The organism is Streptomyces sp. NPDC031274 (assembly GCF_055570235.1).
Genome location: NZ_JBVIHP010000008.1, coordinates 138651 through 152603 on the forward strand (window position 1 = coordinate 138651; position 13953 = coordinate 152603).

At 71.9% G+C, this 13953-nt stretch carries 1 protein-coding gene; it reads right to left on the bottom strand.

Annotated elements, in window-relative coordinates; genetic code table 11:
• Positions 1-4: 4 nt before the first annotated feature.
• A complete protein-coding gene (locus tag ACZ5CR_RS15470; protein WP_468857597.1) occupies positions 5-13930 on the bottom strand; it encodes an amino acid adenylation domain-containing protein in 13926 nt (4641 codons plus the stop codon).
• Positions 13931-13953: the final 23 nt, after the last annotated feature.

The window sequence follows — 13953 nt, forward strand, 5'->3', positions numbered from 1 at the left end:
GGCTTCAGAGCGGGTTGAATCCGGCTTCGAGATCCTCGATCTGGCTCTGTGCGAGGCCGAGGAGGGGGAAGTCGGAAGGTGTGTGTCCACCGGCCGTCGGATCGGTGGTGTGGGCGGCGAGGCCGCCGAGCATGTCCAGCCAGAGTCGGCCGATGCGCTGTGCCGAGGCACCGTCGATGACCTGGCCCGCCCAGCTGAGCGAGAGGGTCAGCTCGGGCCCGTCAGCAGTGTCCACGATGGCCGCGCCCGCTTCCAGGGCGTGCGTGGACGGCATGTCCGGGTCGGCCGAACCGCCGATCGCCGTGTCCGTCGCCAGCTGCCAGGCCGCGACCGTACGGCTTTCGGACGGGTCACCGGCGGTGAACCGGCCCAGGTAGTTGAAGCCGATCTGCGGGCGTGGCAGGGCGGCCAGCACCGGGCCCGTCTCGGGGTTCAGGTGCCGCAGCAGTCCGTATCCGAGTCCGTCGCCCGGCACCGCCCGCGCCTGTTCCTTGACCGCCTTCAGGAGCGAGCCGGCCGCCGGACCGCCGTCCGCCACTTCGGTCAGGGCCACGTCGGCGACGGCGAGGCGCAGTGGGTGGGTGTTGGTGAACCAGCCCAGCGTGCGCGAGAGTTCAGCGCCTTCGACCGGTTCACGGCCGTGGCCCTCCACGTCGAGCAGTACGTGATCCAGCGGTGCCTGATCGAGCAGTGCGTGCCCGCCCTCGCCGCGCCAGTGCGTGACGGCGCCCGCGAGCGTCGCCAGGAGCACCTCGTGCACCCCGCAGTGGAACAGCGCGGGGGTCTGACCCGCCAGCGTGGCCGCCTCTTCCCGTGGGACCTGCCAGGACGCGCGGTGTGTGGTCGCGGCGGTGTCGAGCGCCGGGTCCAGCGGACGCCGGCCGAGGAGCGGTTCCGCGCCGCCGAGCACGTCACTCCACGCGTCGAGTTCCGCCACCCGGTCCGGTGCTGCGGCCTGCGCGGACAAGAGTTCTGACCAGCGCCTGAACGATGTCCCCACAGGGTCGAGCACGGGTTCCTGTCCCGTCGCTGCGGCCTCGCAGGCGAGGGCCAGGTCGGGCACCAGGATCCGCCAGGACACTCCGTCCACGGCCAGGTGATGGACCATGAGGACCAGTCGGCCTACTCGCTCCGGACCCGCGTCCACCCACACGACCTGGAGCATCGCGCCCCGCGCGGGGTCGAGGCGTTCGACGGCCTCCTTCGCCGCGCGTTCCGCTGTCTCGTCAAGGGATTCGTCCGTCGTGTCCTCGGCGGCCACTCGGCTGACCAGGTCCGCGGGGTCCACGGTTCCTTGTTCGCCGACGACGAGACGCGGCTCGGTGCCGCCGTCGCCCTCATCCGCCGTGACCACGCGGGCGCGCAACATGTCGTGTGTGTCGAGGACGGCGGACAGACCGGTCAGGAGTACGTCTTGTCCGAGGCCGGCCGGAGCACCGATCACGGCCCACTGCGCGAACCTCGGGCGGCGTGCGGGCTCACCCAACTCGCGCATCACCGGGGTCCAGGGCACCTCGCCGACGCCGATGTCCTCGACGCCTCGCTGCCCGGCGCCGTCGGCCGCCTCCGCCACCGTCGCGAGGCGCTCGGGGGTCTTCTCCTCGAAGATCTGCCGGGGTGTCACCACGAGTCCCGAGCGACGGGCGCGGGAGGCCAGCTGCATCGAGGAGATCGAGTCGCCGCCCAGCACGAAGAAGCTGTCCGTGACGCCGACCCGTTCCAGGCCGAGCACCTCGGCGAACAGGCCGCACAGCAGCGCCTCGGTCTCCGTGCGCGGCTCCCGTCCCGACACCTTCCCCGCGAAGTCGGGGGCGGGCAGCGCGTGCCTGTCCACCTTCCCGTTCGCGGTGAGGGGCAGGCGGTCCAGCGGGACGAACGCCGACGGGACCATGTAGGCGGGAAGCCGCTCCGCCGCGATGTCCCGGACAGAGGTGAGGAGTTGATCGGTGCGCCAAGCCTCCGACGGATCGGCGACAACGTACGCGACCAACTGGTGCTCGCCGGCCCGCCGGTCGTCACGCGCCACGACCACCACTTGGGCGACCCCGGTGTGCGCGGCGACGACCGCTTCGACCTCGCCAGGTTCGATCCGGTGGCCCCGCACCTTCACCTGAGCGTCCGCGCGGCCGACGAAGACGAGTTCGCCGTCGTCCGTCCAGCGCCCCAGGTCCCCGGTCCGGTACATCCGCTCCCCGGGCACGTAGGGGCACGCCACGAAACGCTCGGCGGTCAGGCCTGGCCGCGCCCAGTATCCGCGGGCCACCCCCGCCCCCGCGACGTACAGCTCACCGGGCGTTCCCGGCGGGACCGGCTGGAGGAACCGGTCCAGGACGAACACCTTCACGTTGGCCATCGGGCGGCCGATCGGCACCGCGTCCCGGCCTGTTTCCCCGCACGGTGACAGGGGCGCGCTCATGGCCGCGCACACCGTCAGCTCGGTGGGTCCGTACGCGTTCACCATCCGCCGCCCACCGGACCACCGGTCCACGAGCGCCGGGGGGCACGTCTCTCCGGCCACCACCAGCGTCCTGAGCGCCGGGGGGAGTTCCTCTTCCACGGCGAGAACGCTCGGGGGCACGGTGACGTGGGTGGCGCCCAGGTCACGGAGCGCCTGCCCGAGGGGTACCTGTGGCGGCAGTGCGTCCGCCCCGGCCACCACGAGCGATCCGCCCGAGAGCAACGCCATGCACAGTTCGGAGACCGCGGCGTCGAAGCTCAGCGAGGCGAACTGGAGCACCCGTGCGTCAGGTCCCACCGCGAACCGTTCGATCTGGGCCCGTGCGAGGTTGGCGAGCCCCGCGTGCGGCACGACCACACCCTTCGGGGTCCCCGTCGACCCCGAGGTGTAGATCACGTACGCCGCGTTGGCCGCGCCGAGCGGCCCGGTCAGCTCTTCGGGGCCGATGGGTCCCGCCGCCTGGCCTGCGACGGCCTCGGCGGTGTCCGGATCATCGAGGACGATCAGACGGCCCGCGAACCCCGTCGGTACCGAGGCCCGCGTCTGACGCGTGCACAGCACCACGGCCGGGTCCGCGTCGGCGAGCACGAACGCCACCCGCTCCGGCGGGTATCCCGGATCCACCGGCACGAACACCCCGCCCGCCATGGACACGGCGAGTACGCAGACCACCGTCTCCACCGATCCCGGCGCGAGGACGGCCACCCGGCGCTCCGGCCCCACACCGGCCTCGATCAGGCAGCGGGCCCAGCGTCCGGCCTCGTCCTCCAGTTCTCCGTACGTCAGCGAGCGCTCGCCCGAATCCAGGGCGACGGCGTCCGGCGACCGCCGCACCTGGCGCCGCAGCAGCGCGGGCAGCGTCTCCGCGGCCACCGGCACCTGAGTGCGGTTCCATTCGCCCACGACGAGTTCGCGCCGCGCCCCGCCCAGTACGCCCACCCGTGCCACGGGCGCCGACGGATCGGCGGCCATTCCTTCGAGCACGCAGCCGAGCGCCGCCACCATCTCCTCGGCCCACGCGCGGTGGAACACGCCGGGCCGGTAGATGAACTCGCCGTGCAGGCGCTTGCCCGGCACCGCGATCAGCGTCAGCGGGTAGTGGCCGGTGTCCTCCGGTGTGCCGCCGGGGCGGATCGACAGGGTGTCGGGCTCGGAGTCGCGGAGAGGCGGGCGCGGGTAGTTCTCGTACACGACGAGCGTGTCGAAGGCTGCGCCGGGACCCGCGGACTTGCGGATCTCGGAGAGGCCGATGTGCTGGTGGGACATGAGCGCGACCTGTCGCTCCTGGAGACTGGTCAGCATCGCGCTCACCGACTGCTCCGCCGACAGTTCGACCCGTACGGGCAGCGTGTTGATGAACAGGCCGACCATCGACTCCACGCGCGGCAGCTCGGCGGGCCGTCCCGCGGCCGTCGCGCCGAACACCACGTCCGTACGCCCGACGAGCCGGGAGAGGAGCAGCGCCCAGGCGCCCTGCACGACCGTGTTCACCGTCAGGCCGTGACCGCGCGCCAAGTCGACGACGCCCCGGGTGAGTTCTTCGCCGAACCCGAAGGGAACGCGTTCCGGTACGGCGGGCACGGCGGACGGGTCCTCCGGCACCGTGAGGGTCGGCTCGTCCGCGCCCGCGAACTCCGTGCGCCAAGCGCTCCGTGCGGCTTCCCTGTCCTGGCGTTCCAGCCAGGACAGGTACTCCCGGTACGAGGTCGCGGCGGGCAGGGCATGTCCGTCGCCGCCCGCCGCGTAGATCGTGGACATCTCGGCGATCAGGACCGGCAGCGACCAGCCGTCCGTGACGATGTGGTGGTTGATGACCACCTGGGCATGACGGTTCTCGCCGAGCCGGATCAGCAGCAGGCGCAGCAGCGGGGCCGCCGTCACGTCGAGTCGGCGGTTGCGCTCGTCCTCGACGATCCGGTCCATTTCGGTGCGAGCATCGGCGGCCGGGAGTCCTGACAAGTCCGCCTCACGCCAGGGCAGTTCCACGTGCCGTGAGATGACCTGCACCGCCTGGCCCGACGTACGTCGGTGGAAGCCGGCCCGCAGAATCGGGTGCCGGGCGAGGATCGCCTCCCACGAGGCCCGCAGCCGGTCCACGTCCAGTGGCCCGTCGAGGTCGAGTACGCGCAGCCCTTCGTAGAGGTCCGGCCCCTGCTCGTCGAAGCCCGCGTGGAACAGCAGCCCATCCTGCAACGGCGAGAGCGGCCATATGTCCACCAACTCCGGGACAGCTGATTCGAGTTCGTCGACCTCGTGCTGCGTGAGGTCGAGGAGGGAGAAGTCGGACGGGGTGTGTCCGCCCGCCGTGGTGCCCGTGGCGGCGTCGGCGGCGGGGGCCGGGTCGGTGGTGTGCGCGGCCAGACCCGCGAGCTGGTCGAGCCACATCCGGGCGAGGTGTTCCGCGTCGGCCTCGTCCACCACTCCGGTGGGCCATGTCAGCGTGACGGTCAGTTCCGGCCCTTCAGGGGTGTCCCGCACCGCGGCGCCCGCTTCCAGGGCGTGCAGGGCGGGCATGTCCGGGTCGACGGAGCCGCCGATCGCCTCACCACCGGCGAGCTGCCAGGGAGCGACAGGTCCGGCCGCCGTGTCCGTCGCGAACCTGCCCAGGTAGTTGAAGCCGATCTGCGGGGTCGGCAGCGCCGCCAGGGCCGGTGCGGTGGCCGGGTTGAGATGGCGCAGGAGGCCGAAGCCGAGCCCGTCGGCGGGTATCGCCCGCGCCTGCTCCTTGACCGACTTCAGCAGTGCTCCGGCCGCGGGGCCACCGGCGCCTGCTTCGTCCAGGTCGATACCGGCCGCGTCCAGGCGGACCGGGTGCGTGGTGGTGAACCAGCCGACCGTGCGCGACAGTTCGGCGCCCGCGAGCGGGTCCCTGCCGTGGCCCTCTACGTCGAGGAGTACGTGACCGCCCTCGCCGCGCCTCCAGTGCGTGACCGCGCCGGCGAGTGTCGAAAGAAGCACGTCGTGCACCCCGCAGTGGAACAGCGCGGGGGTACGGCCCGCCAGCGTGGCCGCGAGGTGCGTCGGCACGGTCCAGGAGCGGCGGCGCATGGTGGCCGCGGTGTCCAGGGCCGGATCGAGGTCCCGCTTGCCGAGCGGGGGTTCGGGTGCTCCGAGCAGCGCGGTCCAGTCCGCGAGCTCGGCGGTTCGGCTCTCGCTGGTGGACTGCTCGGCCAGGACGTCCGACCACTGTTTGAACGACGTCCCGACCGGGTCGAGCTCCGGCTCCCGACCGGCCGCCGACGCCTCGCACGCGGCCCGCAGATCCGGGACGAGGATGCGCCACGACAACCCGTCGACCACCAAGTGATGTACGGCGACGGCCAGTCGACCGGTCCGCTCCGGTCCGGCGTCCACCCAGACGGCCTGGAGCATCACACCCGCCGACGGATCGAGGCGCTTCGTGGCCTCACGGGCCGACTCCTCCGCAAGGCCGTCCAGGGAGTCGTCCGGCACGTCCGCCGCGTCGACGCGCGTGACCAAGTCCGCGGCATCGACGGAACCGCGCTGCCCTACGGACAGCTTGAGGCCGTCCCCGCCTTCCCCGCCGTTCGTGGCGCGGGCCCGCAGCATGTCGTGTGTGTCGAGAACGGCGGCCACACCCCTCACAAGGACGTCACGGCCGAGACCCGCCGGAGCGCCGACGATCGTCCACTGCGCGAACCGGCCCCGCAGACCCCGCTCGCCGAGCGCCCGCATCACTGGCGTCCCGGGCACGTTCCCGATGCCGGAATCCGACGTGGCCGTCTCAGCACCCACGTGCCCGGCCACGGCCGCGAGGCCCGCGGGTGTCTCGTGCTCGAAGACGTCCTGCGCCTTGAGGATCAGGTTCGCGCGGCGGGCGCGGGCCACCAGTTGCATCGACATGATCGAGTCGCCGCCGAGCTCGAAGAAGCTGTCGTCGGGCCCGACCCGCTCCAGGCCGAGGAGTTCGGCGATCAGCGTGCACAGGATCGCTTCGGTCTCCGTGCGCGGCGCGCGCTCGGTGACCTTACCGGCGAAGTCGGGGGCGGGCAGGGCGTCGCGGTCGACCTTGCCGTTGCGGGTCACCGGGAGGGTGTCCAGGGTGAGTACCGCCGTGGGGACCATGTACTCGGGCAGGGCCTTCGCCACGTGGGCGCGGATGGCTTCCGGGTCGGGCGACGTACCGTGCGTGACCACGTAGCCGACGAGGCGGCGTTCCGCCTGCCGGTCCTCGCGGGCGACGACGACCGCCTGGGCCACGGAGGGGTGGGCGGCCAGAGCCGCCTCGACCTCGCCAAGCTCCACCCGGTAGCCACGGATCTTGACCTGCGCGTCCGCACGGCCGACGAAGAGGAGCTCGCCGTCCTCGGACCACCGCACCAGGTCACCGGTGCGGTACATCCGCTCTCCCGGTACGTACGGGCAGGCCACGAACCGCTCGGCGGTCAGGCCCGCACGACTCCAGTAGCCCTGCGCCAACCCGGCGCCCGCGACATACAGTTCGCCGGTCACACCCGGTGCCACAGGGTGCAAGAACGCGTCCAGGACGAAGGTCCGTCGGTTGCTCATCGGGCGCCCGACGGGGAGTACGGGGCCAAGCGCGACGCCCGGCTCCAGGACATGCCAGGTCGCGCACAGGGTCACCTCGGTCGGCCCGTACATGTGCCGCACCGTGACGTCCGGGCAGGCCTCCCGCAGCCGGGCGACCGACGCGCGCGGAACGACGTCTCCGCCCGTCAGCACCTCACGCAGCCCGGTGAAGCACTCGGGTGTCTCCTCGGTGAGCGCCCGGAACGACCCGGCGGTCAGATGCACCGCCGTCACGCCACCCACCACGTGCTCACGCACCTGCTGAGCGTCCACCACACCCGCCCCGGCCATCACCACACGCCCACCGGCGGCCAGCGGAACCCACAACTCGTAAAGCGATACGTCAAAGGCGTGCGGAGCGTGCATCAACACGGCGTCCCCCACACCCACCTCCCAGCCCCGCTCCCCCACCAGCGCCGCCACACTCCCATGCGGCACCGCCACCCCCTTGGGCACACCCGTCGAACCCGACGTATACATCACATACGCCACATCCAGCGCCGCCACCGGCACAAACTGCCGCCCGCTCTCCCGACCGGCCAGCGCCGCCCGCACCAGAGGGTCGTCGATGACCACGACGTGGGCGGCAGCCCCCTCCGGCACCACGCCCCGGCTGCCCGACGTGCACACCACGGCCACCGGAGCCGCGTCCTCCACGACGAAGGCGACCCGCTCGACCGGCCATCCCACATCCACCGGCACATAGGCGGCGCCCGCTCGCCAGATCCCCAGGAGCAGCGTCGGCAGGTCCGGCGACCGCTCCATGACCACCGCGACACGGTCACCCCGCCGCACCCCTACGCCCGCCAAGTACTGGGCCCAGCGACCGGACTGTGCCCACAACTCCCCGTAGAGCAGCGCCCGTTCTCCCTCGACCGCCACCATGTCCGGCGCCGAGGCCACCCGCCGGGCGATCAGTTCAGGCACGGTTCCGTCGAAGGCCCGCACCCCTGTGGCGTTCCACTCCTCCACGACCGACACGCGATCCGCGGCGTCCAGCCCGTCCACCCGCGCCACAAGCACCGAGGGGTCCGCCACCAGTTGTTCAAGGACCCGGATGACCTGACGGGCCGTCCGGAGAGAGCTCTCCCGATCGATCAGATCGGGCCTGTAGGTCACGAGAACACGGAGCCGGTCGGCGGGGACGACTCCGACCGCGAGCGGGTAGTGGGTTCCGGCCAGGGTGCTCAGCTGGGTGATCGTGATCTCGTCGCCATCGGCCGGTCCGGGCAGGGTGGCCGAGTTCCGCGGGTAGTTCTCGAACATCAGCATGGTGTCGAAGGTCGCGCCGGGACCGGCGAGTTGCTGGATCTCCGACAGGCCCAGGTGCTGGTGGGCGATCAGCGCCGACTGGTGCTCCTGGAGCTCGGCGAGCATCTTCAGGACCGGCTGGCCGGCGTCGAGCCGCACGCGTACGGGCAGGGTGTTGATGAAGAGGCCGATCATCGACTCGGCGTCGGGCAGCTCCGGGGGGCGCCCTGCCACGGTGCCGCCGAACACGACGTCCGTGCGCCCGGCGAGGCGCGCGAGGACCAGCGCCCAGGCGCCCTGCACGACGGTGTTCACCGTAAGACCGTGCGTGCGGGCCAGCTCGGTCAGCGCACGGGTCTTCTCCGGGGAGAGCTCCGCCGAGCTGACCTCGGGCACGACAGGCGGTCGGCCCGGGTCCACGGGTGCCACCAGTGTCGGTTCGTCCGCGCCGGTCAGCTCCGCCTGCCAGGCGGTACGAGCGGCATCCTTGTCCTGCTGCTCCAGCCATGCCAGGTAATCGCGGTAGGAGGCGGTCGGCTTCAGGTGCGCCGCGTGATCGCTCGACGCGTCGCCGCTCGCCGCGTACAGCGCGGACACCTCATTGAGGATGACCGGCATCGACCAGCCGTCCACCAGGATGTGGTGGCTTGTGACGGCGAGACGGTGCCGGTTCTCGCCGAAGCGGATGAGCAGCAGGCGCAGCAGAGGTCCCCTCGTCAGATCGAAGCGCTCAGCCATCTCGCGTTCGGCCAGGCGCTCGGCCTCGGCGTGCGCGTCGGCGTCCGCGAGCTGCGACACATCGGCCTCGCGCCAGGGGAGTTCCACTCGCCGCGCGACGACCTGTACCGCCTGGCCCGACTCGGGCCGGTGGAAGCTGGCCCGCAGTGCCGCGTGCCGGGCGAGGAGGGCCTCCCAGGACGCGCGCAACCTGTCCACGTCCAGCGGCCCGTCCAGTGCCATGAGCCGCTGGCTCTGATAGACGTCCGGCCCTTCCTCGTCGAATGTGGCGTGGAACAGCATCCCCTCCTGCAACGGCGACAACGGCCATACGTCACCCAACTCGCCTGACGCTGACTCCAGTTCTGTGACGTTCTGCTGTGTGAGGTCGAGGAGAGGGAAGTCGGACGGGGTGTGTCCGCCTGCGCCGGGGTCGGTGGCGTGGACGGCCAGACCGCCGAGCACCTGCTCCCAGACGCGGCCGAGCTCTGCCGCCTCTGCGTCGTCGAGAAGCCCGGTGGGCCAGCTCAACGTGACGGTCAGCTCCGGCCCGTCAGGCGTGTCCTGTACGGCAGCGCTCGCTTCCAGGGTGTGCAAGGCCGGGGTTTCCGGGTCGATCGCGCCCCCGATGGCCTCGCTTCCGGACAGCTGCCAGGGAGCTGCCCCGCGGTTCGCCGTGTCCGTGGTGAAGCGGCCCAGGTAGTTGAAGCCGATCTGCGGGTGCGGCAAGGCCGCAAGCACCGGTGCGGTCTCGGGATGGAGATGACGCAGAAGCCCGAAACCGAGCCCGTCACCCGGTATCGCCCGAGCCTGCTCCTTGACCGACTTCAGCAGCGCCCCGGCCGCCGGACCACCCGCCACCACCTGGCTCACGTCGATGGCACCGACATCCAGCCTGACGGGGTGCGAGCTGGTGAACCAGCCCACCGTGCGCGACAGGTCCGCGCTGCCGAGCGACCCGCGCCCATGTCCCTCCACGTCCACCAACACCGAGGTAGCGGACTGACGCCGCCAGTGGGCGACCGCACCGGCCAGAGACGCGAGAAGCACCTCGTGCACACCGCAGTGAAAGACCGTCGGCGCCCTGCCCACCAGAGTGGCGGCGCGTTCCGCCGTCACGGTCCACGAACGGCGGCGCATGGTCGCCGCGGTGTCTTGACTCGGCTCCAACTCACGTACGCCTAAAGGTGGTTCGGCCTCACCGAGCAGCTCCGACCATTCCGCCAGTTCGGCCGTCCGCCCCTCGCCCCTCGCCTCTTCGACCAGCGCTTCGGCCCACTGCTTGAACGGTGTTCCCACCGGGTCCAGCTGCGGCTCCCGCCCTGCCGCCACCGACTCGCAGGCGGCTTTCAAGTCCGGCAGAAGAATCCGCCACGACACGCCGTCCACCACCAAGTGATGCACCACAAAGGCCAGTCGACCGATACGCCCCGGTCCCGCATCCACCCACACCACCTGGACCATCACGCCTGCGCCGGGGTCAAGCCTCCCCACCGCCTCGCGTGCAGCCCTCGCCGCAACGTCATCCAGCGAATCGGCGGGCGCGTCCTGAGCATCGACACGGACGACCAGAGCCTCGGCAGCCACCGAACCCCGTTGCCCAGCCGACAACTTGGGCTCGGACCCACCGTCCGTCACGCGCGCCCGCAGCATGTCGTGGGCATCGAGCAGGGCACCCACACCACCCACCAGCACATCCCGGCCGAGGCTTTCCGGAGCGCCGACGATCATCCACTGCGCGAACCCGGCGCGCAGACCTCGCTCGCCCAGCTCCCGCATCACCGGTGTCCAGGGCACCTCGCCCACACCCGCGTCCCGCGAGGATTCGACGCTGTGTCCCCGCTGCCCGGTCTGTCCGGCGACAAGCGCGAGCCGCTCCGGGGTCTTCTCGTCGAAGACCTGCCGCGGCGTGAGGACCAGACCGGCGCGGCGTGCTCGCGCGACCAATTGCATCGACATGATCGAGTCGCCGCCGAGCTCGAAGAAGCTGTCCTCTGCGCCGACCCGCTCAAGACCGAGCAGTTCGGTGAACAGGCCGCACAGGATCGACTCGGCCTCCGTGCGCGGCGCGCGCCCGGTCGCCCTTGCCGCGAAGTCGGGGGCGGGCAGGGCCCTGTGGTCGACCTTGCCGTTGCGGGTGACGGGGAGTTCGTCCAGGGGGAGCACCGCGGTCGGCACCATGTAGTCGGGCAGCGTCCTGGCCACGTGCGCGCGGACCAGGGCAGGGTCCACGCCCTCTGGACTCCTGGGTACGACGTAGCCGACCAGACGGCGCTCGCCCGGACCGTCCTCGCGGGCGACCACCACCGCCTGCGCCACGGCGGGATGCGCGGCCAGCGCGGCCTCCACCTCGCCCAGCTCCACCCGGAAGCCGCGCACCTTGACCTGCGCGTCCGCGCGCCCGACGAAGAGCAGTTCGCCGGTGTCGGACCACCGCACCAGGTCACCGGTGCGATACATCCGCCCGCCCGGCACGAACGGGCAGGCCACAAAGCGTTCCGCCGTCAGTTCCGCCCGGCCCCAGTACCCCTGCGCCAGGCCCTCGCCCGCCACGTACAGCTCCCCGGTCACGCCCGAAGGCACGGGCTGGAGGAACGCGTCCAGGACGAAGACACGCCGGTTCTCCAAGGGGCGCCCGATGGGCAGTACCGACCCCACCGCGTCACGCGGACCCCAGACCCGCCAGGTCGCGCACAGGGTCACCTCGGTCGGCCCGTACAGATGCCGTACGACCACGTCGGGGCAGGCCTCACGCACCCGTGCCACCGACGCGACCGGGACCACGTCCCCGCCCGTCAGGACCTCGCGCAGCCCGGCGAAGCAGTCCGGCGACTCCCCTGCCAGAACACGGAACGAACCGGCGGTCAGATGCACCGAGGTGACCCCGTGCGCCGCGTGCTCCCGCACCTGCTCGGCGTCCACCGCACCCGGTCCCGCGACCACCACACGGGCACCCGCGGCCAGCGGGACCCACACCTCGAAGAGCGATACGTCGAAGGCGTGCGGAGCGTGCATGAGGACCGCGTCGTCCGGGCCGACCGACCAGCCACGCTCCCCCACCAGCGCGACGACACTGCCGTGCGACACCGCCACGCCCTTCGGCACCCCCGTGGAACCCGACGTGTACATCACGTACGCCACGTCGTCCGCGCCCACGAGCACAGGGGAGTCGCCGGCGGCGGGCGCGGCCAGCGCCTCCCGCACGCGCGGGTCATCGATCACGACCAGTTCGGCGCCGCCCTCCGGCACAGCGGCCCGGGTCTTCTCCGTGCACAGCACGACGACCGGAGCCGAGTCCTCAAGGACGAAGCCCACGCGCTCCAGCGGAGAGCCCGCGTCGACCGGCACATAGGCCGCGCCCGCCCGCCACACCCCAAGGAGCAGCGGAAGGAGATCGGCCGACCGCTCCATCACGACCGCCACGCGGTCTCCGCGTCGCACGCCCGCATCCGCCAAGCAGCGAGCCCAGCGACCGGACTCCGTCCACAACTCCGCGTACGACAGAGTCCGTTCACCCTCGACCGCCACCGCGCCGGGCGACGACTCCACACGCCCCGCTATCAGCTCCGGCACCAGGCCGCCCGGCAGCTCGCCCGACGTCCCGCCCCACCCCTCCACGACCAGGCCGCGCTCGGGCACCGCGAGCACCTCGACGCGTCCCACGAGGACCGCCGGATCCGCCACCAGTTGGTCGAGCACCCGCACCAGCCACGCGAACACCGACTCCGCGGTCTCCCGGTCGAAAAGGTCGGGCCGGTAGTCGAGCTTGCAGAGCATCCGTTCGCCGACGGGCGCCACCACCAGCGTGAACGGATAGTGCGCGGTCTCCTGACCAGCGGCGACGCGCACAGTGAAAGCGTCCTGCGCCGGGGGCCGTGCGGGCGGGACCGGGTAGTTCTCGTACACCACGAGCGTGTCGAAGACCGCGCCGCCCGATTCGGCGAGCCCTTGCACCTCGGGCAGGCCCAGGTGCTGATGCGCCATCAGCGACGACTGACGTTCCTGGAGTTCGGCCAGCATCCGCGCGACCGGCTGCTCGGCGTCGAGCCGGACGCGTACGGGGAGTGTGTTGATGAACAGGCCGACCATCGACTCGACGCCCGCCAGTTCCATGGGCCGCCCCGCCACGGTGGCGCCGAACACCACGTCCGTGCGTCCGGCTAGCCGCGCCAGGACCAGAGCCCACGCTCCCTGCACCACCGTGTTGACGGTCAGACCATGGCCTCGGGCGAACCGCGTCAGGCCCTCCGTCAGCTCCTCGGGGATCTCGTTGATCAGGCTCTCCGGGGGCATGGGCGACCGGCCCGAGTCCGCCGGTGCCACCAGCGTCGGCTCGTCCGTCCCCGCCAGTTCCGCCTGCCAGGCGGCCCGTGCCGCGTCCTTGTCCTGGCGCGACAGCCAGGCCAGGTACTCCCGGTAGGACGTGACGGGCGGCAGCCCGGAGGGGTCGCCGCCCGCCGCATAGGTGGCCGAGAGTTCGCCCATGAGCACCGGCATGGACCAGCCGTCCATCAGGACGTGGTGGCTCGTGACCACCAGGCGGTGCCGCTCCGCGCCGATCCGGATCAGCAGGAGTCGCAGCAGCGGCGCAGCAGTGAGGTCGAAGCGCTCGGCCCGCTCCCGGCCCGCGAGCCGGTCCGCCTCGGCCGACGCGTCCTCTTCCGCGAGCCCGGAGAGATCGGCCGCGCGCCACGGCAGCTCCACGTCCCGTGCGATGACCTGCACCGCCTCCCCCGTCTTGCGCCTGCGGAAGCTCGCCCGCAGTGCGGCGTGCCGGGCGAGGAGCGCCTGCCATGAGGCCCGCAGCCGGTCCGCGTCCAGAGGGCCGGTCAGTTCGAGCAGCCGCTGCCCTTGGTAGACGTCGGGACCCTCACTGTCGAAGGCGGCGTGGAAGAGCAGCCCTTCCTGCAGTGGCGACAGCGGCCACACGTCCTCGACAAGGGATCGGGTCATCGCTTCTCTCCTCAGAGCGAGTT

What these genes read in the sequence shown, in the direction of transcription:
- ACZ5CR_RS15470 (WP_468857597.1), bottom strand. Translation starts at nt 13,930, where the DNA reads ATGACCCGATCCCTTGTCGAGGACGTGTGGCCGCTGTCGCCACTGCAG.